We start from the raw sequence: 23824 nt of genomic DNA, 5'->3' as shown, positions 1-23824 counted from the left end.
ATCCGCACTCGCGTCTACCTGATTAGAACGAGCATCCTATAATCGGGACGACTATTTTTCTTCAAGGATAGCTCTTTATGCTATAATAAAATCAAACGATCATGCGAGGTGAGGCTGATGCAATGGGAAAAAATCATGGAACAACATCCGAGCCGTTTTGTATTGGTAGAAGCTTTAAAAGCCAGTTCAAACAATCAATTACGCCATCTTGAGGACATGACCGTTATTCAAGATTACGACAATCCACAAGAAGCCTGGAGCGGGTACAAACACTTTCACAAGTTATATCCATCACGAGAGTTGTACGTTTTCCATACCAGCCGAACCGATGTTGGGGTCGTGGAAGAAATATTCTCAGGAGTGCGGCAGCACACATGAACATACGTCTCCATAATGGATTGCTAATTGTCTCCTTAACCTTAACGCATAATGACCAAACCATTCAACTGTCGAATGTCTTGTTCGATACAGGATGTGCTGCTACGAACAGGTCATTCCTCATTTAAGAATCGAGCATGTTCAATTGGAAACATTCCCCGTACAGCTGGGGGTAGTTCAAGAGCCTTATGGCTTCGATGGAATACTCGGCATTGATTTTATGATGAAAGCCAAATGGAAAGTTGATTTTGAAACGATGTGGATTCATAACTCCGATTGATTGTTCTTCTTGGAGGGATATCATGTCTTTACACGAGATTAAGATTGCCATCACGCTCTGCTCGTAGAAGCATACCCTTGAACTTCCTGCGGGCGGAGCCTTTTCCCAAGGGAGCGTGACGGTGATGAAGCCATTTAGAAGTAACCGCAGACGAGGGAGTATTCGACACCATAGGAAGCGGGTCATTCAACGCAAAAAACGTTTATCCAATCAGTGGGGATGGTTCGTCAAATATGACGGGATCTTCGCCAAAGGAAAGATTCATTGTTCTTGCTGGTGGTGTTCTCAAAAGACCAGTCGGCTTGGCTATCCAAAACCAGAGCTTACAAGAATTGTAGGCTGCGAGGAGCAACTTCGCGACTCAGACTTATAAAATATCAAAAACCAAGCGATGCCTAAAATTAGCATCCGCTTGGTTTTCTTTTTTCCGTACTCTCAATACAACCCTAAATAATACAGCAACTCGAACATCTGCATAAGGAATTTGGAGTAATCGAAAATCAATCCGCCCTTTAAGTCCTTAATCATTTGCTGAACGTTTTTCCATTTTGTTTGCATTTGAGGACTTTTGAGTATAATCTCATTTTCCCGTATTTGCTTCAACTGTTCCAAGTGTCGAGACAATACGACTTCGTATGTAATTTTCTCAGAAGATTCAGTAGAGGCACTTGATGCTTGACGAGAAAAAGAACCTCTATTGTATCGTTGTTCTCGTATTTGGGCTAACCTTGCTATTTCTTGTTCTCTTCGTCTTCGTTGTAACTCGTTCTTGAATTGCTGCTCAATTTTATCCAATTGTTTCACGGATAAGGGAAGACCAACCTCAATCTGCATCATTACGGAATCGGGTAGAGGGAGACCCTCATAATGCTCAGGTAACTGCCAGCCCCATTCAAACTTGATTAGAATATCATCGCGTTCAAGATCAATGGTGTGAAATCCGTTGGTTATATCTTTGATAAGATCGGGAGATAGCATCGTATAATTTGTTAAGCAAGTTTCTCCGAGTCTATAAGTTTTATTTTCTTGACGATGGTGAACAACGAAGCAAAAACGAAGCGGCATCCCGCATTCACATCGATAGGGACGTTCTCCATATCCACCGTCTAAAATCTCCTTTAGCTCCCAATCATTTATTTTGTTCCAAATGTCCTTCGTGGACATATTGTCCTGAAGAACAACGATGCCTTTTTTCCGAGCTAACTGCTCCAACCATTTGCTCTTTTTGCTTTGTTTCACATAGTCTTCGAGAAAGGCTCGTTGCCTATCATCTAACAGTTGAATAAATCGGTTGACCTCATTCTCAGTTAAGGGCTTCGGCATCAGATCACCTCCGACATGGAAGGACTTAATTATCCAAATTGTAAACCTTGCTACTATTCGATTCCGCATTCCTCGCTAATATTGATTCCATTATTTCTAATAGTCGGCTCGTAGACTCAATTTCATTTTTCAATTCTTGCAAAGCATTCGCAATATTCATATTCTTTCTATTAGCCATCGTTATGTTCCTCCTTGTAATAGTTAAAAAAGAGGAAATTAAAGGGGATAACCCGCCTTAAATGGTTCCAAAATGACGCATCGGCGCAAATAGAGCGGCGTTTCCGCTTTAAATTCACAAGGTAAACCGACGAGGCAGAAGGAGGCCGACCAAGACCTCGGTCTAGAGAAGACTGGACGAAAGACGGCGCGCAAACCCGACGCTAAACGATGGGATAAGGTCCCGAGGGAGGATAAAATGAAAACGAAACAAGAGATTATGGCGCAAATCAAGCGAAAGCGGGTTGAAAGCAAATGGCGCATTCCATAGCAAAAACGGACAACGCCCCATGTGTGGGCTCTATCGGAACAGGAACGTTATCGGGTTATCAAGCTTCAGGAAAGCTGCGGCAAAAAGTATGGATGCTCTGGGAGAGGGCGATGGCCCGTCTGATGGCGATGACGAGCGACTATACGCTCGAAGCCGGCATGTGCAAGCTGTTGGTTAAAAAGCATAAAGGAGCGGCGTTCGTCTGCGAGGACGGCACGCGAATCGAGAAAGGAGACCGGGTCGGCGAGCTCCATCTGAACAATCGGCTCGTATTGGAGCTGACCGGGGAGCATGGAGCGGACCGGGCCGCGCTTCGGACGGCTCGACTCGTCCGGTCATCGCTCAGGGAGCTTGGCGAAGCGCTTGAGCGCAGGCCGGAGCTGGGCAACGTCAAGGCGCTGGTCGGCGTGACGCTGCTGCACCGAGGTTTGACGCACGGTCTTGGCTTCGAACAGAGACCGCTTCCTTCGAAGCTGTTCGAGCGAGCGACTGCTGCGTACTTAAAGCTGCTGCTGCGCTTCCTTCACCCGGAGGGCCTGAATCGGAGCGGGCGAAGCAGGGAGAAGCTGACGCCGGTCATGCTCGTCAGCACGCGCGCTAACCTGCTCGCTAAATTCCCGAAACGGGAAGAGGCGCACGAGTTGCAGGGGACGTCAGACCGATTCTTTATAAAATCTTCAGATTGTTCTCCGGCCGATCCTTATATTTCTGCTTTATGATCGGAGCATTCCATCTTTTGAAGGAGGAAATGTCCGATGACCCCGAATTATTCCGATTCGGCCGACACGACGGCCGAACGCGGAAAGAAGGCTTGGAAGCCGCTACTCGCACTACTGGCCATTCCCGCAATCAATGTTTTGTATGTGCTGCAAAATCGTCCGAACGATAGCGCGCAGTCGCTCGTAACCGAAGTCGACCGAATGACGCCGCTTATTCCGGCATTTGCACTGCCCTATGTGCTGTGGTATCCGTTTTTGCTGCTTGTCTTTGTGTTGATTTTGCGAAAAGACAAGCAGGAATATTACCGCACGCTGCTGGCGATGTGTCTCGGGCTGCTGCTGTCCAATCTCGTATTTCTATTCTTCCAGACGACCGTACCGCGTCCCGATGTGGCGGCGGACGGGGTGTTCAATCGCTTGATTCAGTTCGTATACGCGAACGATCAGCCGTATAACTGTTTCCCAAGCGTACATGTGATGACCAGTGCGCTGATGATTTACGGATCTCGGGTGTTGGGCTGGGGGACAAAAATTCCGCTCGCGATTTTCGGAGCCTCCATCATTGCTTCAACGCTGTTTATCAAGCAGCATGTTCTAGCGGATGTACTGGGAGGACTTCTGGCCGCCAAGCTTGTGTTCTGGCTTGCAGGCGAGCTGATGCCGCTGCTGCTGAAAACAGCCCGCGAGAAGCTCTCCAACGAAAGGAGCGTTTCTCGAACATGATGAGCGAAGAAGCGCGATTGTTTTTGCGCAAGTTTATGAGTCGGCCGAAGCAAATCGGCAGCATCGTGCCAAGCTCGGTATTTCTCGCCCAATGTATGGTCGAAGCCGTGCCGTGGACTTCCGTTGGTGCGGTTGCGGAGCTTGGTTCGGGCACAGGCGCCGTAACGAGAGAGATTGCGAAACGGGTGCGACCGGATACGCAGGTATATTTGTTCGAGATGGATTCGCGAATGCGAAGTCGGCTGGCCGACAAATATCCGCGCTTCAAGCGGGCCGCCAATGCGGCAAATCTGCTGCGCGTAATGGAGCGCAACGGCACGCAGCAGCTCGACTGTATTGTCAGCTGTTTGCCCTTCTTCAATTTTCCCGCAAGCTTACGAGACGAGTTGATGCGTCAGGTGATTGAGGCGCTCAAGCCGGGCGGCCTGTTTATCGCTTTCCAGTACTCCCTTCAGATGAAGAAGCGATTATCTCACTACTTCAAACTTGAAACGATCAAATTTGTTCCCTGGAACATGCCGCCGGCCTTCGTGTACGTTTGCAGGAAAGAGGAAGCTTCGAGATTCGACGATTTGCCGCTTTCCACTGCTGCCGTTTCCGTTTTACAATAAAAGGAGAAAACAGTCGGTACGAAGGAGAACAGCGGAAGATGCCACCGAAAACCGTATTGGTCGTCGATGACGAAGCGGAAATTCGCGATGTTATTCATGTGTTTTTACGCAATGAAGGATTTAGGGTGTTGGAGGCCAAGCACGGGCTTGAAGCTCTGGAAAGGCTGGAGAGCGAGAAGGTCGATCTGGTGGTGCTTGATGTAATGATGCCGGAGCTCGACGGTATTCGGACTTGCATGAAAATTCGCGAAATCTCCGGTATACCGATCATTATGCTGTCGGCCAAACAGGAGGAGATCGACAAAATTACCGGTCTGTCGATCGGCGCCGACGATTACGTCGCCAAGCCGTTCAGTCCGCTGGAGCTGCTCGCAAGAGTGAAGGCGCAGCTTCGCCGTTCCGGAATGGCTGTGCCGAAGGAGGATAACTCCGATGCCATCTATGTGAACGATCTGGTCGTCGACATCGCGCGCCACCGCGTTACCGTCAAAGGCAGGGAGGTCTCGCTGACCCCGCTTGAATTCGCGATTATGGAGCTGTTGGCGAGCCATAAGGGCCAAGTGTTCCACGCGGACAAAATTTACGAGAAGGTGTGGAAGGAGCCCACCGGATATTCGGACAACACCGTGATGGTTCATATCCGCAACCTGCGAGAGAAGATCGAGGACAATCCGCGCGAGCCCCGTTATATCAAAACGGTGTGGGGGGTCGGCTACAAAGTTGAAAAATAACTGGCTATCCGTGTTATCCGGCCGCAGAAGCATCCGTTTTCGAATGCTCTGGACGTTCGTCGCCAGCCTGAGTGCCGGGATGGGCGCTTCCATCGCGATTCCGACCGGAATGATTTTCGGAGTTCCCGCCTCCGTGCTTGCTTTTTTCGTTTCCTTCGCCGCCGTTTTTTTCTGGCTCACCCGGTCGACGATTGCACATCTGCGCATGCTGTCCGAAGGGCTTGGCCGCATCGCCGGGGGAAATCTGGCCTATCGCATCCCGGCAGGCAGACAGGATGAGCTGGGAGTCGTCGCCGAGCATATCAACGTCATGGCCGGGCAGCTGGAGCAGTTGATCGAGAAGGAACGACAGGCGGAGAAGGCGAAAATGGAGCTCATCACAGGAGTATCCCACGATCTGAGAACGCCTCTGACAAGCTTGATCGGATACCTGGAGCTGCTAAAGGGGAAGGCGTTCCGGGATGAAGGAGAGTACGATCGATTTGTCGGCAATACGCATAGCAAAGCTTTGCAGCTGAAAGATCTGATCGATGAGCTGTTCGAGTACGCGCGGCTGGTTCAGGGTCCGGGGGCGGAAATGCGGATCGTCGATTTGCGGAAAATGCTGAACCAGCTGCTTGTCGAAATCGAACCGCTTGCCCGCAGCAGCGGGCTTTCTGTCATCGCGGAGCTTCCGGAAGCTCCGCTGTTTGTTCGACTTGATCCGGAGCAAGTTCGCAGAGCGGTTGATAATTTGCTGATGAATGCGCTGAAATTTTCGTTACAGCCGGGGACCATCGCCGTTTCGTTGACGCAAACGGCAGGGAGGGCCGTCATCTCCGTCGAGAACGAGGGAGAGCCGATTACGAAGGAGCAGGAGGCGCGGTTGTTCGAACGATTTTACAAAACGGACGAATCAAGAACGAACCGCAGCGGCATTCCGGGCGGCGCCGGATTGGGGCTGGCGATCGTGCGCGGCATCGCCGAGCTTCACGGCGGCCGCGCGACGGTCGTGCACGAGAACGGACGCTTCAGGTTTTCGGTCGAATTGCCCCATGAAGCCGCCAAATAACGATGCCGACGAGGCCGGGGAAGATTAAGCTGAATACGCCTCCGGCGAAATCGCCCGGCAAGCCGTCGAACATCATCTGCATTCCCATTAAAATCGCATCAAGCGTCACATGGGCGAAAATGACGGTCATCAAGCCAAAGCGAAGCATAAACCAGCCGAACAGGAAGGAAAGCAGCACAAGCTCGATAACGCGCGTGTAAACCGGATAAACCGCATAGCCGACGTGACCCAGCGCCCAGAACAATCCCGGCGGCACGATGGCGAGCGTCGTCAGAACGACTACCGTTCTTTTCGAAGGCTCGCGGCCCTTCAGCTTACGCGCGAGACCGACGAACCAGCTGCGAAAAACGCCGATCCCGAACAGCCGGCTCTGCAGTTCCTCCGAGATGCCCGCGCACCAAGCCATCAGCGGCAGCAGCAGAGGAATGGTCATATTGTACATCGATTGCGTCGCATCGCTCGAAGCGAAAGCTCCTAAGCTTTTTTCCAACAGAAGCAGAATGACGGATTGGGCGCCCAGTAAAATAAAGGCGAGGAAATAGCCTTCTTTCATGCTCTTCAGCACGGCTTCCCCGTATCCGGATTCTCGCCATCTCGGCCAGAGCGTCCGGCCCATCGATTTCCACAGGCCATCGCCGCCCACAGCCGAGAAATAAGTAAGCAGCGCCATTGCCGCATAGGTAACGAGGCTGACCGTCACACTGACAGTATCCCCCCCGCGGATTCCCGCCTCCCACGTTCCCGCTCTCAGGCCCGGAATCATATTATAGGTCAGTCCCGCATACAGCGCGAAAAAGACGAGCGCCAGAAAAATGCCTCGGCGGTAGGAAGAGTGTCCTCCGTGGGTACCCGTATAGATAATCGCCAGAATGAACAGCAGCACTTGGGGCAAAATGAAGCCGAATACGGACAGCATAGAGGCCCATTGCTCCTGATTGTCCATATAATCGATAAACGATTTCGGCAGCTCGACCCGGTAAGCGACTGTGCCGCCCTGCCAGCTTGCGGAGGGGGTTGAACCGACGGTAGAAGGAGAGTCGACTTGAAGCAGCAGCTTCGCTTCTCCAATGTTGTCTTGCCGGGAAGCGTACTCGAAGCCGCCGCTGGCGAGACGAACGCCAGTCCATTCCCAATCGCCTGAACGAATGCCGAATGAGGAGGCGTATTGAAGCGCGTTGGCCGCTTGATCGGCCGTCGCCTTCTCCTCCGATGCCGGTCCGTCTCCATCGCGGCCGGAGGACTCTTCGACATGACGCCAAGCGACCAGATCGCCTGATTCCATATGGAGCGAGACGGCCAAAGAGCCCGGCGTGCCGTTCACGTACAGCTCCACGACGTAGACGTCGGTCGGAGTCGCTGCGGCCCACAGCTTATCGTATTCGCCCGTCAACGCTTGCTTGGACAAGTAGCCGTTCGTCCGGCTATCGGTCATATGCGTTACCGTCGTTTTGTTAATATCCGAGGCTGCCACGCCGAATTTGTCGGCGGCCCAAACGATCGCCCGCTGCTCCACTTCGGCTCTTGTCAGCACGGTGGAAGTATTCATGGAGAACAATTGCCCCGATATGGGGAACACTTGTATCAGTAAAAAAAACGCTAGCCCGATCGCGGCCGTCCAAACCCAACGTTTGTCCAGCGGAAGCGGTCGATTTTCGATCATACGGCTTCTCTCCTCGCCTGCAAAAATTTCAAGTAAACGGATACAGTGGCTTCGCGCTTCGCTTCACCGTTTTTTTCATTAAGTATCTCGCATTTTCAGCGAAAATGAAAGCAAACGAAGCGATAATGACTGTCCGATGCCAAATCCCCCGGAGAATTATGCATACAACCGCTTAAACGAGCCGGATTGCCCCCTTTTTGACGTTGTTCCTCCGCGGGGTAAGGACTATAATTCGATGGTACGTCTTTTTACGATAGAACGGCCGAGTTTCTGCTTGCAGAAAACGGGGGAACCAACGGATGGCGTGTACAACCACTATTGTATTCGAACATCCCGGGGTGAATTCCATCGCGATCGACGCGGAAGGATAGGGCAGCCTGTTCGAGCCCGAACCCGACAGCTAACCTCGTAGGCGTTATACGAACAGGAATCGCGTGCAGTGTAGGCACTGGGGTTCCAGTGCTTTTTTTGTTTGCGTAAAAAAGCAGTCGAGGTGGATGAATTTGTTCAAAAAAGCAGCGAGATGGCTATATGCCTCTCCTCCGAGAATTTTGCTGCTCGGATTTTCTTTCATTATATTGACGGGAACCGTACTGCTAATGCTGCCCGTCGCATCGGCGAGCCGGGAGCCGACTTCCTTCGTGGACGCTTTGTTCACCGCAACCTCGGCAGCATGCGTGACCGGCCTTGTGCTGTTTGATACGGGCTCCTATTTCTCGACGTTCGGCCACTGGGTCATCTTGCTGCTGATTCAGATTGGCGGTATCGGCTTTATGACGATGGCGACGTTGTTTGCGCTCATGTTGCGCAGGCGGATTTCCCTTAAGGAAAGGCTGATATTGCAGGAATCGCTGAACCAAGGCAGCATAGAGGGACTTGTCCGACTCGTGCGCAAAGTCATTTTCTACGCATTGGCGCTGGAACTGGTCGGAGCTTTGTTGTACACAATCCGCTTCTCAATCGATATGCCGCTTGGCCGGGCGCTCTATCATGGCGTATTTCATGCGATTTCTATTTTCAACAATGCGGGCTTCGATTTGTCCGGGGATTTCAGCAGCTTCTCGAAGTACGCTTCGGACGTTTACATGAATTTTGTTTCGATGCTGCTGATCATTTTGGGGGGCTTCGGCTTTATCGTGCTTGCCGATTTGTTCGAGGTTCGGAAAAAGAAGAAATTTTCGCTGCACACGAAAGTCGTACTCAGCGTTTCGGCGGCTCTGATCGTGATAGGTGCTTTGATTATTCTGATTTTCGAATTTACGAATACTCGCTCAATCGCTGAGGATAGCTTTGGGCAGAAAGTGTTAAGCTCGCTATTTCACTCAGTTACGACTCGTTCCGGAGGAGTAACGACGGAAAGTATTTCCGACTTTCGTCAAGCGACGCAATTTTTTATTATCATTTTGATGTTTATCGGGGCTTCGCCGGGTTCCACTGGCGGAGGCATTAAGACTACGACGTTTGCAGTTCTCGTGGGCGCGGTATTAGCAATGATTCGCGGCAAAGAAGACGTGGTGCTGTTCCGGCTTCGCCTTGCTCAGGAGAGGGTATACAAAGCGGTCACAGTTACGCTTTTTTGTATCGGCATCGTTATGCTTGGAACGATGATTCTGGCAACGACTGAGGATGCAAGCTTCCTGAAAATTTTGTTCGAAGCCACATCGGCCTTCGGTACAGTCGGATTATCGATGGGACTGACTGAAAACCTAACGCTGGCAGGAAAGCTGACCATTACTCTCTTAATGTTCATGGGACGATTGGGGCCGCTTACGCTTACCTATGCTCTGGGACCCAGATCCGGGAGACAGCTATACCGCTATGCCGAAGGCAAAATTATTATTGGTTAACAGGGGGGATCTGATTGCGTACAGCATTCGGAAAGCTGATCGCCAGTCCCCCAAGAATTCTTGTTCTGGGGTTTGCGGGGATTGTAATGCTCGGTTCGCTGCTTTTGATGATGCCGTTTGCACATGTATCCGAGCGAACTCCTTCGTTTATCGACGCTTTGTTTACCGCGACCTCCGCAACCTGCGTCACAGGTCTTGTCGTGGTCGACACGGGGACGTATTGGACACTGGGCGGGCAATGGATCATTCTCGGTTTGATCCAACTGGGAGGACTCGGGTTTATGACCATGTCCACCTTATTCGCCATTGTACTCAAAAGAAAAATTTCGTTGAAGGAAAGGCTGATTTTACGTGAAGCCTTTAACCAGACGAGCATTGAGGGGATCATTCGTCTCGTCCGCAAGGTTTGGTTTTATGCGTTATCGATCGAGTTGGTAGGGGCCCTTTTGCTCTCGTTTAGATTTTTGCAAGATATGCCTCCTGGCGAGGCAATCTACAAGGGGGTCTTCCACGCGATATCGTTTTTCAACAATGCCGGGTTTGATGTAATGGGAGATTTTCGAAGCTTAGTCGATTACGCAAATGACCCTGTTGTAAACATTGTGACGATGCTGCTGATTATACTGGGAGGGCTAGGGTTTATCGTACTTTCCGACTTGGCGGACATCCGCCGAGCGAACCGCAGACTATCACTGCACTCCAAGGTCGTTTTAAGCACTTCCGGTATTTTAATTGTTGTGGGCGCGATCGTTATTTTTATTTTCGAATATTCGAACGGCAAGACGCTGGCGCCAATGACCTTAGGCGAGAAGCTGCTGGCATCGTTTATGCAATCCGTGTCGCCGAGAACGGCCGGTGTCAACACGGTCGATCTAGCCGGGCTGCGGCAATCCACGCAATTCTTTATCGTTCTGCTGATGTTTATCGGTGCTTCTCCCGGTTCAACCGGGGGAGGCATCAAAACGACGACTTTTACGGCTCTTTTGGGCGCGGTAGCCGCTATGGTGAGAGGGAAGGAAGATGTTGTATTTTTCAGATACAGGCTGGCGCGCGAACGGGTCTATAAGGCTTTGACGATAACGCTTTTCTCGTTCGGACTTATTTTGATCGCTACGATGATTTTGTTGACAACAGAGGATCACCATTTTCTAATGATTTTGTTTGAGGCGGCATCGGCTTTCGGAACGGTAGGGCTAAGCATCGGATTGACGACGCAACTGACGCTGACGGGCAAAATCGTCATTATTGCTTTGATGTTTATTGGACGGCTCGGCCCGCTCACGCTATCCTATGCCCTTGGTCCAAGACAGGTTCGGGTGCTGTATCGATTTGCGGAAGGTAAAATTATCATCGGGTAGAGGACGGAAAAGGATGAAATTAAATCAGTTCGTCATTATCGGTCTAGGACGATTCGGCTCCAATCTCGGCCGGGAATTGGTCAGATTGGGCTATGAGGTTCTTGGCGTCGATCGGGACGAGGAAAAGGTGCAGGAGCTGTCCAACGTTCTGACGCATACGATCGTAGCTGATGCGACGGAGGAGGAGGTTCTGCGCTCGGTGGGCGCCCGCAATTTCGATTGCGGGGTCGTAGCGATCGGCGACGATATCCAGGCCAGCATTTTGGCGACGATTCTGCTTAAGGAGCTGGGCGTAAAGAAGGTTGTGGCCAAGGCGGTATCCGACCTGCACGGCCGGGTGCTGGAAAGAATGGGCGTCGATCGGATCATCTACCCGGAGCGGGATATGGGCGTTCGCGTTGCGCATCAGCTCGTCTCCCCCAACCTGCTCGATTATATCGAGTTGTCCAAAAAATATACGATCGCGGAGTTGGCCGTGCCGCAATGCTGGTCGGGCAAATCGCTGGAGGACGTCGACCTGCGCGGCAAATTCGGCTGCAGCATCGTGGCCATCAACAAGCCGCAAGGCATGATTATCGCTCCGGCGGCCAAGGACGTATTGTCGACGGAGGATGTTATGGTGGTGATCGGCACGAACGATCAAATCGAGCAATGTCAGGAGTCGTTCGATTCAGGTGAATGAAAACCATCCCGTTCGCTCAGGCTAGTGGTATGACGAGCGGGATGGGGAGGTAGGGGCGATGAGGAAGGCGCGCCTTGGAAAAGCGGTGATGGCGTTAGTGTGCGCCGTCGCCTTTTTAACGTTGTGGGACGGATATATGCCGGCTCGCGCCGAGCAAACGAAACCGAGCGGCGCCCATTGGACCGAATGGGAACGGAAATACGAGGGCGTATTTGTGCTGTCCGCTTCGCGCGAATCCCGCAAGGTCGCGCTGACGTTCGACGATGTGCCCGGCGATCGTTATACTTCGCAGGTGCTGGATGTTTTGAAGCGCAAACGCGTACGCGCCAGCTTCTTCGTCGTAGGCACCCGCGCGCGCAAATTTCCCGAGCTGGTCAGACGGATTCACCGGGAAGGCCACGATATCGGCAATCACTCTTACAATCACCCCGATTTCTCGAAGCTGCCGCTGAGAAAGGTGCAGGAGCAAGTGTTAAGAGCGGAAGCGGCGATCGCCGACGCCGTCGGCTTCAAGCCGCGGCTCGTTCGTCCGCCGTATGGGGAAATCGTGCCGAAACAGCTGGAATGGGCCAAGAGGCGCGGTTATACGGTCGTCAATTGGGACGTCGACTCGTCGGACTGGCGGCAGCTCAGCGCGAACCAGGTGTTTCGGAACGTGACCCGCTCGGTCAGGCCCGGCTCCGTCGTGCTGATGCACGCAGGCGGAGGAAATGGACAGCGGCTGGCCGGCACGGTCGAAGCGCTCCCGAGAATTATCGACTGGCTGCGCGAGCACGATTACGAGCCGGTTGCGCTGACCGAGCTGCTTCGTCTGCCGGAGAAGCGGGGGCGTTAACGAAAATTCGGCGAGTAGGCTTCCTGTGATGCAGCGCAATTAAAGCCGTCCGTTCTAACTTCGCTTTAAGTGCTTTTGTAGCGCACGGATTCCCTTTGAAAGTACGCAGTCGTCTCTTCGATCAGAAAACGCGTCGAAGGAGCGAGCCAAGCCGGATCGCCGTGAATCAGAAACGTCGTCCGCCTGGTTTCCTCCAGCTCCTGAATCGGGGCAAGATACAAATCGTTGTCGACCAGTACCTGCTCCCTCAGATAAGATCGCGGAAGCAGCGAGCCGGCCCGACAAGCGGAGAGCAGCCGAATAATGGCCTCGAACGAATCGATTTCCATTCGCACGTCCGGCTTTAGGTTATATTTTTTCAGGAGCTCGTCGGTCATCGTCCGGTACCAGGTACCGGGAGAGAACAAAATCATCGGCAGGTTTTGCAGGTCGGCCATTTCGATGTGCGTTCTTTCTAATATAATGTGATTTCTTGGAAGCACCAGGATAAGATGGTCGTCAAATAAGGGCAGACTGGTAATGGCGGGATCGTCGATAACCGAAGAGGCGACGATGCCGAAGTCGACTTTGCGCTCCTTGACCAGCTCCGCAATTTCGTGCGACTTGCCGGTGACGACCTTGATTTCCAGATTAGGATGCTTCTCGGTCATCGTCTTCACGAGATCGGGAAGCGTCGTCTGCAGCGTCGTCAGACTGGCGCCAATCGTGGCGTCGTGGGCTTCGGACGATTTGTAAGCGTTCAGCTTCTGTAAATAGCTGCCGTGAAAACGTCGCAGCTCCAGCGCGAATTCGTAGGTCACCTGTCCGGCCGGGGTCAGCTCCAAACGCTTGCCGACCCGTCGGAATAAGTCGACCTCCAGCTCCGCTTCGAGCCGCGCCAGCCGCCGCGAAAGAGCGGGCTGGGACAGGTTTAATCTTTCCGCCGCTTTATTTAAGCTGGTCTGCTCCACGATCGTCGCGAACAACCGCATGTCTTCGAGCATGATGGGCCCTCCTCTCATATGCAGAAAAGTTATAACTAATAATATAAAATAAGCAGTTCCATTATAAGCGAAAATAGAGTAACCTTAAAAGCGGTGACAAAATGGTGACGAATGCCAGCTGCGCAACAAGCATCGTCATCCGTTGTCGAAGCACGGATGCGAAAGGAGATTAAACTCACACATGAAAGGTAATTCTTATTTACCGCGCAAGCTTCATTCGCTGCTCGGCGTAATTCCGCTCGGCTTGTTTATCGTCGAGCATGCGCTGACGAACTACTCGGCTTTCGAGGGCGGCAAGGAGGGCTTTACGGACGCGATCGATCTGCTCAACAGCCTTCCGCTCATTTTCTTCATGGAAATGTTCATTATCTGGCTGCCGATTTTGTTCCACGGGGTGTACGGGTTGTACATCGCCTATCAGTCGGACATCAATACGGGACGGTTCAGCTATGGACGCAACTGGGCGTTCGCGTGGCAAAGAATTACGGGGGTCATCACCTTTATTTTTGTCGCGTGGCATTTCTACGATACCCGTATCCAGCTCGCGCTGGGGAATGTATCCCATGAGGAACTGGGTCAGCACATGAGCAACATTTTCAGCAACCCGCTGGCCGTAACGGCTTACGTCATCGGAGTCTTGGCAGCGACGTTCCACTTCGCGAACGGCCTGTGGGCTTTCCTCGTCAGCTGGGGCATTACGGTCGGACCTCGCGCTCAGAAGGTTTCTTCGCGAATTTGCATGGGCATCTTCGTCATCCTGGCGGCTCTGTTCTTGCTGTCCATTTTCGCTTTCCGCAGCGACGAGTTTGCTTCGGCGGCGACAGCGGCGCTAAGCGCAGTTTCGGTAGGTTAAGGGAGGAGTACAACATATGGCAACTCAAAAAGTCATCGTCGTCGGGGGCGGCCTTGCCGGTCTGATGGCGACGATCAAAGCGGCGGAAGCGGGTGTGCGCGTCGATCTGTTCTCGCTCGTTCCGGTCAAAAGATCTCACTCCGTATGCGCCCAGGGCGGCATCAACGGAGCGGTTAACACCAAGGGCGAAGGAGACTCCCCATGGGAGCACTTTGACGATACGATATACGGGGGCGACTTCCTGGCGAACCAGCCGCCGGTAAAAGCGATGTGCGAAGCCGCGCCGGGCATCATTCACCTGATGGACCGGATGGGCGTTATGTTCAGCCGGACGCCCGAGGGATTGCTGGACTTCCGCCGCTTCGGCGGAACGCAGTATCACCGTACCGCATTTGCAGGCGCGACGACAGGTCAGCAATTGCTGTACGCGTTGGACGAGCAGGTTCGCCGCTGGGAAGCGGCCGGACTCGTACAGAAATACGAGCACTGGGAGTTCACGGGAGCGGTCATCGACGACGACGGCATTTGCCGCGGCATTTCCGCGCAGGATCTGCGCACGATGGAATCGGTCACTTTCCGCGGAGATGCGGTCATTCTGGCTACGGGCGGACCGGGCATCATTTTCGGGAAGACGACGAACTCCGTCATCAATACCGGAACTGCGGCCAGCGCCGTGTACCAGCAAGGCGTCTATTACGCGAACGGCGAATTCATCCAAATTCACCCGACGGCGATTCCGGGCGACGACAAAAACCGGCTTATGAGCGAATCGGCTCGCGGAGAAGGCGGACGCATCTGGACTTACAAGGACGGCAAGCCGTGGTACTTCCTCGAAGAAAAATATCCGGCGTACGGCAACCTCGTGCCGCGGGATATCGCGACTCGGGAAATTTTCGACGTGTGCGTCAACCAGAAGCTCGGCATTAACGGCGAGAACAGAGTATATCTCGATCTGTCTCACAAGGATCCGAAGGAGCTCGACGTCAAGCTCGGCGGCATCATCGAGATTTACGAGAAGTTTACCGGCGACGATCCGCGCAAAATTCCGATGCAGATTTTCCCGGCCGTTCACTATTCGATGGGCGGTCTGTGGGTCGACTACAATCAGATGACGAACATTCCGGGGCTGTTCGCTTGCGGAGAGTGCGATTACCAATATCACGGCGCGAACCGTCTCGGCGCGAATTCGCTGCTGTCGGCGATTTTCGGCGGCATGGTAACCGGACCGAAGGCGATCGAGTACGTTAAGGGCTTGAAGAAATCCGCCGAGGATATCTCGGAGAGCGTGTTTGAGCGCGAGCGCAATAAGCAAGCGACCAAGTACGAATCGATCACCAAGATGGACGGTAAAGAGAACGCGTACGTGCTGGCCAAAGAGTTGGGCGAATGGATGACGAACAATATGACCGTCGTTCGCTACAACAAAAAGCTCGAAGAAACGATCGGCAAGATCAAAGAGCTTAAACAGCGCTACAAAAATATCAATATTAACGATTCGGCGCAATGGAACAACTCGGGCGCGGCGTTTACGCGTCAGCTCTGGAACATGCTCGAATTGGCCGAGTCGATGACCGTGAGCGCGCTGCTGCGCAACGAAAGCCGCGGCGCGCACTATAAGCCTGAGTTTACGGAGCGCGACGACGACAACTTCCTCAAGACGACGAAGGCGAAGTGGACAGCGGAAGGTCCTGAGATTTCGTACGAAGAGGTCGACGTATCGCTGATCACACCGCGGAAGCGCGACTATTCCACCAACAAGAAGAAGGAGGGCTAATCCATGGCGGAAGCAACTGCAGCGCCGTCGACTGCGGCGGGACGCAAAGTCAAATTTATTATTACTCGTCGGGAGCGTCCGGATGCCTCCCCATTCACGGAGGAATTCGAGGTTCCGTATCGTCCGAATATGAACGTTATCAGCGCGCTGATGGAAATTCAGCGCAATCCGATTAACACCAAGGGCGAGAAAACCGTTCCGGTATGTTGGGAATCCAACTGTCTGGAGGAAGTCTGCGGCGCTTGCTCGATGGTGATCAACGGCAAGCCGCGCCAAGCGTGCAGCGCGCTCATCGATAAGCTCGAGCAGCCGATCCGGCTGGAGCCGATGGCGACGTTCCCGGTCGTGCGCGACCTCGTTATCAATCGCGAGCGGATGTTCAACGCGCTTAAGAAAGTTAAAGCCTGGATTCCGATCGACGGAACGTACGATCTCGGACCGGGGCCGCGGATGGCGGAATCGAAGCGCCAATGGGCGTACGAGCTGTCCAAGTGTATGACGTGCGGCGTCTGCCTCGAGGCGTGCCCGAACGTCAACGACCGCAATAGCTTCATCGGACCGGCTTCGATTTCGCAAGTGCGCCTGTTCAACGCTCACCCTACGGGCGAGATGAACGCGCACGAGCGTCTCGAAGCGCTGATGGAGGAGGGCGGCATCGAGGGCTGCGGCAACTCGCAAAACTGCGTGCGCTCTTGCCCGAAAGGCATTCCGCTGACGACTTCGATCGCGGCGATGAACAAAGATACGACCAAGCATCTGTTTAAGCAATGGCTCGGTCTGTAAAATAAACAAGGGTTGTTCCAAGGCCGCCAAGGCGACCGGGAACAACCCTTTGTTTATTCGACGAATCAGGCTTTGGGACGAATAACCTCTTCCGCCGCCTCGAAATACTGCTCCAGCGTCACTTCTTTCCTCGTGACGTCTTTGGCGACGATCTTTCCGACGTAGCGAACATGCCAAGGCTCGTAGGAATAGCCGGTGATGCCTTCCTTGCCCTTCGGATAACGGATAATAAATCCGTATTCCGAGGCGTACTTAGCCAGCCATTGGCCTTCTTTCGTATCGCCGAAACTTTCCTCCAGACCGTAAGATACGCTAGCGCTTGAAATATCCATGGCCAGTCCGGTTTGATGCTCGCTTTGGCCCGGGCGGGCGCTTGTCCGATTGGCGACCTTCTCTCCCTTGCGCTTGACGTTGCTCTCAAAGATCGATTTCTGCGTTGAATAGGAGCGATAGCCGGAGACGGCCTTCAGCTTGATGCCGTCCTCCGACGCGGCCTTAAACAGCTTTTCCAGCGCCGAGGCGGCTCCCTTGCGCATTTGCTTCTTCGGAGAGTTTCCCGAGAAGGAGAACGGAACGTCGGGCACGACAAGATCCTTCGGTTCGTAATCGGAGGGCAGATTCCGCTGCTTATTGACGAGAACGTAAAGGCTGGACGTGTTTGTAACGATTGTAGCGCCTTTCTTATCCTGTTTTACGGTGAGGCTCGGCAGGCTGTCCGCCAGCAAAGCGAAAGCCGGAGAAACCTTGACGGGCGGCTTGACGAGCTCGATCGGAGCTTCGGTCGGAGCTTTGGTTGGCGATTCGGATTGCGGTTCAGTCGGAGCTTCGGTTTGCGGTTCGGTCGGAGTATCAGTCACAAGCGAGGTCTCGCTATTGGACGGCCCGGCAATCGGCGCCGACGAGTTTTTCGAAGAATGCGCATCTTGATACAGCAGTCCGCCGGCAATGGCAAACCCGAGTGCAACGACGACGACGGTTCTCTTTTTCATCTAGTAATCTCCTTGGTGAATTGTCGTAGTTTATAAGAATGATAGACTTATCGAGCGCAAATGTAAACCCGAAGTAGGTGGAAAGATCTATTTAACAAGCGCGATACGTCCATATATCCGTCGAAAGAAGGAGGAATATGGAAGTCCGTGTCAAATACATATTAGGGCATGTCTGAAAACCCGCTCAGGGGCATCTTTCACCGCCTTTTCGCCCCCTGCTTCGTCACTTTTGCTTGACGTACCCCGGTACGCCTTCACAAAAGTTCCTTGCATGGAACGAAAATTCGGCAATATCTGCTGCCCTCGGAGTATTCAGACACGCCCTAGTTGGACCGCTTTAAATCGGGAGGATACGTGCATGGCTGAACGTCGGCGTTTTTGGAGCTATTTGCGAGTACAAGTGATTTTGCTGATGATTGTCGTTCTGATGCTGCCTTTAGGCGGAGTCGGCTGGTTTTATTACAAAACATTAAGCTCGGATCTGGGGGAGATTGAACGTGCGCACGCGTTGGAGGTCAGCGCATCCGCGCATCGGCTGTTCGTGCAATTGGGGGAGCAGCTGTCGGGTTCCGTCATTACGAACGCCAAATGGAAGGACTACGTCGACGCTATTAACGGCGAAGATCTCGGATGGATTGAGGAAAATATAAACGTATCGCCTGACATTGTGCCGAACGTCAGCTTTGTCGCAACGTTCGATTACGAAGGCAAGGTGTTGTCGCAGGCCGGAGATATTCCGGAATTTACCGGGCAGTTGGCGGATAGGTCAATCGTCGAGAAAGTGAAAGCGGTTCCCGACGCGTACGGCATGATCCAAACGTCGGAAGGGCTGGCGGTGATCGCCGTGTCGCAAATTACCGACGAGCAGGGCGTGGCGAAGTCTCCGGCCGTGCTGCTGTTCGGTCGGCTGTTGGACGACGAAGCGGTAAAGGGAATCGGAGCGATTCTGAATGCGGGCATTTCCGTTCGATCGTCTACGGATCAGAGGCTGAGCAGCCTGCCCGATGCAGAGAGGGATCGCGCAGAAGCGGCGCTCCCAGGCGTCGACGAGCAACCGCGATTCGCGACGACAGAGTCGGAGGGGAAGAGAAACAGCGTTGTCGTTTCCGGCTATCCCGGCATGTCGGGAGAGGCGATCGCCGAGTTGTCCGTCATTGTGCCCGCGGAGGCCAGCGGAACGGTACATAAGGAAATGGTGAGAATGAGCTTGATTGTTGCGGTGCTGGCCGGCTTGCTGATCGCGCTTATCGCTTATTTGCTGCGTTGGCGAATGATCCTTCCGCTCGTTGCCTTCGAAGCTTTCCTTAAGGAGGTGTCTTCAGGGCGGCTGTCCGTCTCCGTATCCGACAAAACGAGGAGACGGGAGGATGAGATCGGCTCGATCGGCCGCTCCTTGCAGGAGATGGCCGAGCATTTGAAGACGCTCGCTGCGGGTATCCGGTCGACGGCCTCCGCCACTTCATCGGCGGTGGGTCAACTTACAGGAGAGGCGGAGGGAGCTGCGGAAGGCGCGAACCGGATCGCCCAGGCCATGCGGGAAGTGGCGGCGGGAGCGGACTCCCAGATGCAAGGCATGAAGCGGGGGGCCGACGTGGCGCTGGAGATCGTCGCAGGGATGGGCACGATCGGGGAGCGTTCTTCCGCCGTTGCAGCGGTAGCCGAGGAGGCTTCCAGACAGGCGGCGGAAGGAAGCGATACGGTCGTCGACGCCGTCGAGCAGATGGATAAAATATCGGCGACAGTGGAGTCTTCCGTTCGCGACGCCCGCGAGCTTCATTCCAAATCGGAGCGGATCGAACGGATGGCCGAAGCGATATCGGCGATCGCCTACCGCACGAACCTGCTAGCGCTTAACGCGAATATCGAAGCGAGCAGAGCGGGAGAGCATGGGCGAGGCTTTGCCGTCGTAGCGGGCGAAGTGAGGAAGCTGGCGCAGCAGGCGGATCAGACGGCCTCGGAGATTACAGCCATCATTGCCGAGGTGCAGGGCGGTATTTTGTCCGTCGTGCGCCATATCGAAGCGGGACAGACGGAGGTAAGCAGCGGCGCGGTCAAGGTGAGGGAAGCCGATCAGACGTTCCGGGGGATCGCCGTCGGCATTCGCGGCATGGAGGACGAATTGCAGGGCATCGCCGCGGCCGGACAGCAAATCGGAGCGCAGCTAGAGGAGTTGTCCGCGCTGATCGAACAGACGGAAGCGATCTCGGCTTCAAGCGCGGAGCGTGCGCAAGACGTCGCGGATATCGCCGAATCGCAGATGAATTCGGTACGCAAGGTCGCCGACGAGACGAATGCGCTGGCCAGCCGGATTCGCGAGCTGGAGCAGGCGGTTAACCGTTTTCGATAAACTGGACTTAAGTCGAGGGAGAGTCCAGTGCATCGGTCAAGGGAAATCGTTGGAAGGATACGGTAGAATGATCGTATCATGAGGAGAACAGGGAGAGTAGGTATGAAGATAAAAGGATTATCGCAGACGATCGCAGTATGGAAGTTGTTACTGAGCAGCTTTCCTCGCGGAGTCGTTGCATTCGTCATCGCGGTAACGGGTTTAAGCATCGGGTTGCCGCTTGCTCTATTCGTGATCGGTTTACCGATTCTGGTCGGAATGCTTGCCGCATGCGAAAAAATATTGGGCGTGGATCGGCGCATAGTGGCCGCTTGGGAGTCTTGCGGGGAATATCCGTCCGGATCTCCCCAAATCGGCCTGCCTGATAGCCGGGCCGAACTGGTTCAGGGGGGCTTGAAAAGTTGGGTCAGCTCGCTCGGAAACGTTCAACGATATCGAAATTTGGCGTACGGAATCGGCCAATTCCCGGTTTCCATTCTGGCTTTCGTGCTGGCAATCGTCATTCCGGCGACGGCGTTGGCCTTATTGCTGTCGCCTGTCGCGGAACTTATTAGCTCGCGTATCTTCTCGTTTAACCTATTCGAGCAGGAATTGATCATGAAGTGGCTTTTCCCCAATTGGTCAAGCTTTCAACGGTCTTGGTTCAACACCGGCCTCGGCGTGATTCTGCTCATGGCTACGCCATTTTTGTTTCGAAAGCTGGGTCAATGTTACGCGGCCTGGATTCGCTGGATTTCAGGAACGCCATCCCATACGTAAGAGAGCGGACTGGCTTCGGTGCGCTCTCTCTGCGTATGGCTCCGAGTTACATCCACGTCTCGCCCCAGTGCTGAATGGACTGAATGACTTCCTCCAGCTGGTGGCCTTTCTCGGTCAGTTCGTATTCGATGCGAACCGGCATTTCCGGATAGACCGTTCGGGTTAGAATGCCCGCCGCTTCCAGTTCCTTCATGCGGTCCGTCAGCATTTTATCGCTCATTTCCGGAATTTGCTCTTTAATGTCCTTAAATCGTTTAGGACCTCCGAGAAGCACGCGGATGATCAGTCCGGTCCATTTTTTGCCCAGTAGCTCTGCAGCCGATTCGTACTTGGGGCACATTTTGGAATAATCCATACCGATTCCCCCTCTTTTTCTATTTTAGCACACTCACTTCAAAAAAGTAAGTGTCAGCTTATTGCCAGCCATTGCCGAAAAAAGGGTTCGCAGTCTCGTCCGCTCCAGAGTACGGAACGGAACAACGATCACATAGAGCTGTGTAGCCGCGCCTGGTTCTGGATGTGCGCAAAGTACCGAAAGTAACGTTATACAAGAAAGCCTGCCGTTGATCGTTGATCGGCAGGCTTTCTTGTATATAGTGTAGCCCAAGGGGGCTACAATAGAGCGGAAAACTCGTGCTAATTTCGCCGGAAAGGGAAAAATCGCAGAAATAGAGCGGAAACTCCAGTTTAATTTTTCCTGAAGAGGAAAATTTAAGAAATAAAGCGGAAGATCCGCCCTAATTTCGCCAAAAGTGGCGAATCCGCGAAAATAGAGTGGAAAATCCGTTTTAAATTCAACAAGGTGTTTCCCGGGTAGAACGGTACTTAAGCGCATAGAAGCACAAGCGACTTACAAAGGAACGGCGATTTTTTCCTTCTGGCGAAAGAACACCCAACGGGTAAAACCGATCTCGCGCAGGCGGGCGCGGACAGCCTCCCATTCGTCTCCGACGCGGGCCGGCAGATGGGCGTCCGAGCCGAAAGTGACGTCGGCGCCGAAGTGCAGCGCGCGTTCGAGAACGGCGTCCGACGGATACCAGCCGCCGCAATCCTTTGTTTTCCCGCTCGTATTGATTTCGATCGACAGATCGTTCGCGGCGACCGCCTTTAGCGCTTCGTCGATGTCGGCTTCCGCTCCGGCAATGTCGGCAAAACCCGGATAATAACCCTTCATCGCGTCAATGTGGCCAAGCACCTGGAATAGTCCGCTTTCCGCAGAGCGGCGGATCAGTTCGTAATAATACTTTTTCTCGTCCAGCTGCTGCGCCTTGTCCTTGTCCTTCCAACGGTTGCGGTTAAAGATGCTGACGCCTCTCGTCTGATGCACGGAACCGATAATGTAATCGAACGGGTAGGGGGCGTAAGCGGACCGGTACAGCTCAATCTGGTCGATATAGAAATCGGATTCGACGCCAAGCAGCACCTCGATCCGGTCCTTGTATTGTTCTTTGAGCCGGAGCACCTCCGCCACATAATTCGAAAATTCGCTGCGGGCCATCGCGATGCCAGGCTGAGGATGATCGTGCTCGTGGGCAAAATAAGGCGAATGGTCGGAGATGCCGATAACGTCCAAACCGGCGCCAATCGCCGCTTCGATGTAATCCCGAATGCTGTCCGATGCATGTCCGCATCTGATGTGGTGCGTGTGCAAATCGAATTTCATTTCGTTCACTCCTTATTCGCTTCCGATGAATTGATCCTCGGGCATCCCCTTCAGATCGTTCAAAAACTGCCTCATCGCGCTGTTGACGTATCTCCCCGATTTGGTCATCACGCCGACGGGGTGGCTGACCTCCAGTTCGGTTACAGGGATCATTTTGAGCGTTCCGCGCCGGACCTCCTCGGCTATGGACAGCTTGGAGACGACCGCGGCTCCCAGATTCAGCTCTACCATCCGCTTGACCTCCTCGCTGCTTCCCAACTCCATGGCGATATTCGGCTCAATTCCGTGCTCGCGCAGCACCCGATCCGTGAACCGTCTGCCCAAGGTGTCCGGCGACAGCAAAATCAAAGGAACGTCCTTCAGCATATCGATCGTGACCCGCTTGGCACCGGCGAGCGGATGCTGCGGAGCGACGACGAATTCGAACGTATCGTAGTAGAGGATGGACGTTTCCACTTGCAGACTGCGGTCGGTCAAGTAGCCGATGCCGATATCGACGGCGCCGTTCTCGACGCTGGAAAGCACTTGGGTCGAAGACATGGAGAGGATGCTGGTCTTAATGAGCGGATACTGGTTCTGAAAATAGGACAGGACGCGGGGCAATATCTGAATCGCGATGGAGGAGGTTGTTCCGAGCACGATATGGCCTTGGGGCACTTGGTTCAGATCGGTCAGCTTCTGCTTAAGCTGCTCCACGATGGTAAGTATTTGCTCGGCATGGTCGAGAAAGACTTGTCCTCTGTCCGTTAAGGCGACGGGGTGATTGCGGTCGACGAGAATCGCTTTGAACTCGTCTTCGAGACTTTTGATTTGCGCCGATACGGCGGGCTGCGTCAAGTTGAGCACTTCGCCGGCTTTGCGGAAGCTTAGCGTTTTGGATATCGTGACTAACGTCTCCAGTTGGCTGATGTTCACCTGTACGCCTCCTTATATATTGAATTAATTTATCAACAGTCCCGATGGATATAAACAGGATTTGTCATAACTC

23 protein-coding genes and 1 riboswitch are annotated in these 23824 nt (G+C 53.5%); of the genes, 15 read left to right on the top strand and 8 right to left on the bottom strand.

The annotated features are described in order from the left end of the window. Positions 1-117 precede the first annotated feature (117 nt). The gene (locus J4772_RS20135; RefSeq protein ID WP_209071140.1) at positions 118-378 is read left to right on the top strand and encodes a hypothetical protein; all 261 of its coding nucleotides are present in this window, start codon (positions 118-120) and stop codon (positions 376-378) included. A gap of 715 nt (positions 379-1093) precedes the next feature. Here the strand turns inward: J4772_RS20135 and J4772_RS20130 are convergent. Continuing rightward, a complete protein-coding gene (locus tag J4772_RS20130; protein ID WP_209071139.1) occupies positions 1094-1981 on the bottom strand; it encodes a hypothetical protein in 888 nt (295 codons plus the stop codon). Between the two features lie 25 nt (positions 1982-2006). Beyond that, positions 2007-2159, bottom strand: coding sequence for a hypothetical protein (locus J4772_RS20125; RefSeq protein ID WP_209071138.1), 153 nt, complete (start codon positions 2157-2159; stop codon positions 2007-2009). A gap of 293 nt (positions 2160-2452) precedes the next feature. Here J4772_RS20125 and J4772_RS20120 point away from each other — a divergent pair, with 293 nt between their 5' ends. From J4772_RS20120 to J4772_RS20100, 5 genes are read left to right on the top strand one after another with little or no spacing between them, the layout of a single operon-like run. Continuing rightward, on the top strand, positions 2453-3187 hold the full coding sequence (locus J4772_RS20120; RefSeq protein ID WP_209071137.1) for a YkoP family protein: 735 nt from the start codon (positions 2453-2455) through the stop codon (positions 3185-3187). Positions 3188-3223: 36 nt separating this feature from the next. Next, the gene (locus J4772_RS20115; protein ID WP_209071136.1) at positions 3224-3910 is read left to right on the top strand and encodes a phosphatase PAP2 family protein; all 687 of its coding nucleotides are present in this window, start codon (positions 3224-3226) and stop codon (positions 3908-3910) included. After that, the gene (locus J4772_RS20110; RefSeq protein ID WP_371822681.1) at positions 3907-4521 is read left to right on the top strand and encodes a class I SAM-dependent methyltransferase; all 615 of its coding nucleotides are present in this window, start codon (positions 3907-3909) and stop codon (positions 4519-4521) included. Before J4772_RS20115 ends, J4772_RS20110 begins: the two co-directional genes overlap by 4 nt. Before the next feature lie 38 nt (positions 4522-4559). Continuing rightward, complete coding sequence (locus tag J4772_RS20105; RefSeq protein ID WP_209071135.1) at positions 4560-5252, top strand: response regulator transcription factor; 693 nt, start codon at positions 4560-4562, stop codon at positions 5250-5252. Next, positions 5242-6303 (top strand): sensor histidine kinase, encoded by a 1062-nt coding sequence (locus J4772_RS20100; protein ID WP_209071134.1) that lies wholly within the window; start codon positions 5242-5244, stop codon positions 6301-6303. Before J4772_RS20105 ends, J4772_RS20100 begins: the two co-directional genes overlap by 11 nt. On the opposite strand, the gene J4772_RS20095 is transcribed toward J4772_RS20100, so the two are convergent. Then, entirely contained in the window at positions 6263-7963 is a 1701-nt protein-coding gene (locus tag J4772_RS20095) for a CPBP family intramembrane glutamic endopeptidase (protein ID WP_209071133.1), read from the bottom strand. The two genes, J4772_RS20100 and J4772_RS20095, sit on opposite strands and share 41 nt — an antisense overlap. Before the next feature lie 250 nt (positions 7964-8213). Further along, positions 8214-8394: riboswitch (cyclic di-AMP (ydaO/yuaA leader) on the top strand. Positions 8395-8460: 66 nt separating this feature from the next. On the opposite strand from J4772_RS20095, the gene J4772_RS20090 reads away from it, so the two are divergent. From J4772_RS20090 to J4772_RS20075, 4 genes are read left to right on the top strand one after another with little or no spacing between them, the layout of a single operon-like run. Then, positions 8461-9810 (top strand): TrkH family potassium uptake protein, encoded by a 1350-nt coding sequence (locus J4772_RS20090; protein ID WP_209071132.1) that lies wholly within the window; start codon positions 8461-8463, stop codon positions 9808-9810. 14 nt (positions 9811-9824) lie between these two features. Further along, entirely contained in the window at positions 9825-11168 is a 1344-nt protein-coding gene (locus J4772_RS20085) for a TrkH family potassium uptake protein (RefSeq protein ID WP_247740788.1), read from the top strand. A 13-nt stretch (positions 11169-11181) separates the two neighbouring features. Then, positions 11182-11850: a potassium channel family protein gene (locus tag J4772_RS20080; protein ID WP_116062226.1), complete on the top strand. Its 669-nt coding sequence runs from the start codon at positions 11182-11184 to the stop codon at positions 11848-11850. A 58-nt stretch (positions 11851-11908) separates the two neighbouring features. Next, positions 11909-12685, top strand: coding sequence for a polysaccharide deacetylase family protein (locus J4772_RS20075; protein WP_116062227.1), 777 nt, complete (start codon positions 11909-11911; stop codon positions 12683-12685). 65 nt (positions 12686-12750) lie between these two features. Here J4772_RS20075 and J4772_RS20070 read toward each other — a convergent pair whose 3' ends face one another. Further along, positions 12751-13668: a LysR family transcriptional regulator gene (locus tag J4772_RS20070; RefSeq protein WP_116062228.1), complete on the bottom strand. Its 918-nt coding sequence runs from the start codon at positions 13666-13668 to the stop codon at positions 12751-12753. 181 nt (positions 13669-13849) lie between these two features. Between J4772_RS20070 and J4772_RS20065 the strand changes: the two genes are divergently transcribed. From J4772_RS20065 to sdhB, 3 genes are read left to right on the top strand one after another with little or no spacing between them, the layout of a single operon-like run. After that, on the top strand, positions 13850-14521 hold the full coding sequence (locus J4772_RS20065; RefSeq protein ID WP_116062229.1) for a succinate dehydrogenase cytochrome b558 subunit: 672 nt from the start codon (positions 13850-13852) through the stop codon (positions 14519-14521). A gap of 16 nt (positions 14522-14537) precedes the next feature. Further along, entirely contained in the window at positions 14538-16295 is a 1758-nt protein-coding gene (sdhA, locus tag J4772_RS20060) for a succinate dehydrogenase flavoprotein subunit (RefSeq protein WP_209071130.1), read from the top strand. Positions 16296-16298: 3 nt separating this feature from the next. Further along, the gene (gene sdhB, locus J4772_RS20055; RefSeq protein ID WP_116062231.1) at positions 16299-17078 is read left to right on the top strand and encodes a succinate dehydrogenase iron-sulfur subunit; all 780 of its coding nucleotides are present in this window, start codon (positions 16299-16301) and stop codon (positions 17076-17078) included. Positions 17079-17143: 65 nt separating this feature from the next. On the opposite strand, the gene J4772_RS20050 is transcribed toward sdhB, so the two are convergent. Further along, positions 17144-18067, bottom strand: coding sequence for a M15 family metallopeptidase (locus tag J4772_RS20050; RefSeq protein WP_209071128.1), 924 nt, complete (start codon positions 18065-18067; stop codon positions 17144-17146). A gap of 358 nt (positions 18068-18425) precedes the next feature. On the opposite strand from J4772_RS20050, the gene J4772_RS20045 reads away from it, so the two are divergent. Both J4772_RS20045 and J4772_RS20040 read left to right on the top strand, forming a co-directional pair. Beyond that, positions 18426-20414 (top strand): methyl-accepting chemotaxis protein, encoded by a 1989-nt coding sequence (locus J4772_RS20045; protein ID WP_209071126.1) that lies wholly within the window; start codon positions 18426-18428, stop codon positions 20412-20414. Between the two features lie 102 nt (positions 20415-20516). Next, a complete protein-coding gene (locus tag J4772_RS20040) occupies positions 20517-21173 on the top strand; it encodes a sensor domain-containing protein (protein ID WP_209071124.1) in 657 nt (218 codons plus the stop codon). 46 nt (positions 21174-21219) lie between these two features. Here J4772_RS20040 and J4772_RS20035 read toward each other — a convergent pair whose 3' ends face one another. The 3 genes from J4772_RS20035 to J4772_RS20025 form a co-directional block, all read right to left on the bottom strand. Further along, complete coding sequence (locus J4772_RS20035) at positions 21220-21528, bottom strand: winged helix-turn-helix transcriptional regulator (protein ID WP_116062234.1); 309 nt, start codon at positions 21526-21528, stop codon at positions 21220-21222. A 495-nt stretch (positions 21529-22023) separates the two neighbouring features. Continuing rightward, entirely contained in the window at positions 22024-22836 is an 813-nt protein-coding gene (locus tag J4772_RS20030) for a histidinol-phosphatase (RefSeq protein ID WP_209071122.1), read from the bottom strand. A 12-nt stretch (positions 22837-22848) separates the two neighbouring features. Then, a complete protein-coding gene (locus tag J4772_RS20025; protein ID WP_116062236.1) occupies positions 22849-23751 on the bottom strand; it encodes a LysR family transcriptional regulator in 903 nt (300 codons plus the stop codon). Between the last annotated feature and the right edge of the window lie 73 nt (positions 23752-23824).

The sequence above is a fragment of the Cohnella sp. LGH genome (genome assembly GCF_017671885.1).
Lineage (GTDB): Bacteria > Bacillota > Bacilli > Paenibacillales > Paenibacillaceae > Cohnella > Cohnella phaseoli.
Note: the sequence above shows the minus strand (reverse complement) of the source record. Positions and strands in the feature narration are given on the sequence as shown.

Coding starts and splice junctions, on each gene's coding strand:
- J4772_RS20075 (WP_116062227.1), top strand. CDS start 11,909: ATGAGGAAGGCGCGCCTTGGAAAAGCGGTGATGGCGTTAGTGTGCGCC.
- J4772_RS20115 (WP_209071136.1), top strand. CDS start 3,224: ATGACCCCGAATTATTCCGATTCGGCCGACACGACGGCCGAACGCGGA.
- J4772_RS20040 (WP_209071124.1), top strand. CDS start 20,517: ATGAAGATAAAAGGATTATCGCAGACGATCGCAGTATGGAAGTTGTTA.
- J4772_RS20090 (WP_209071132.1), top strand. CDS start 8,461: ATGAATTTGTTCAAAAAAGCAGCGAGATGGCTATATGCCTCTCCTCCG.
- J4772_RS20065 (WP_116062229.1), top strand. CDS start 13,850: ATGAAAGGTAATTCTTATTTACCGCGCAAGCTTCATTCGCTGCTCGGC.
- J4772_RS20125 (WP_209071138.1), bottom strand. CDS start 2,159: ATGGCTAATAGAAAGAATATGAATATTGCGAATGCTTTGCAAGAATTG.
- sdhA (WP_209071130.1), top strand. CDS start 14,538: ATGGCAACTCAAAAAGTCATCGTCGTCGGGGGCGGCCTTGCCGGTCTG.
- J4772_RS20050 (WP_209071128.1), bottom strand. CDS start 18,067: ATGAAAAAGAGAACCGTCGTCGTCGTTGCACTCGGGTTTGCCATTGCC.
- J4772_RS20095 (WP_209071133.1), bottom strand. CDS start 7,963: ATGATCGAAAATCGACCGCTTCCGCTGGACAAACGTTGGGTTTGGACG.
- J4772_RS20045 (WP_209071126.1), top strand. CDS start 18,426: ATGGCTGAACGTCGGCGTTTTTGGAGCTATTTGCGAGTACAAGTGATT.
- J4772_RS20120 (WP_209071137.1), top strand. CDS start 2,453: ATGGCGCATTCCATAGCAAAAACGGACAACGCCCCATGTGTGGGCTCT.
- J4772_RS20110 (WP_371822681.1), top strand. CDS start 3,907: ATGATGAGCGAAGAAGCGCGATTGTTTTTGCGCAAGTTTATGAGTCGG.
- J4772_RS20070 (WP_116062228.1), bottom strand. CDS start 13,668: ATGCTCGAAGACATGCGGTTGTTCGCGACGATCGTGGAGCAGACCAGC.
- J4772_RS20035 (WP_116062234.1), bottom strand. CDS start 21,528: ATGGATTATTCCAAAATGTGCCCCAAGTACGAATCGGCTGCAGAGCTA.
- J4772_RS20080 (WP_116062226.1), top strand. CDS start 11,182: ATGAAATTAAATCAGTTCGTCATTATCGGTCTAGGACGATTCGGCTCC.
- J4772_RS20130 (WP_209071139.1), bottom strand. CDS start 1,981: ATGCCGAAGCCCTTAACTGAGAATGAGGTCAACCGATTTATTCAACTG.
- J4772_RS20030 (WP_209071122.1), bottom strand. CDS start 22,836: ATGAAATTCGATTTGCACACGCACCACATCAGATGCGGACATGCATCG.
- sdhB (WP_116062231.1), top strand. CDS start 16,299: ATGGCGGAAGCAACTGCAGCGCCGTCGACTGCGGCGGGACGCAAAGTC.
- J4772_RS20105 (WP_209071135.1), top strand. CDS start 4,560: ATGCCACCGAAAACCGTATTGGTCGTCGATGACGAAGCGGAAATTCGC.
- J4772_RS20135 (WP_209071140.1), top strand. CDS start 118: ATGCAATGGGAAAAAATCATGGAACAACATCCGAGCCGTTTTGTATTG.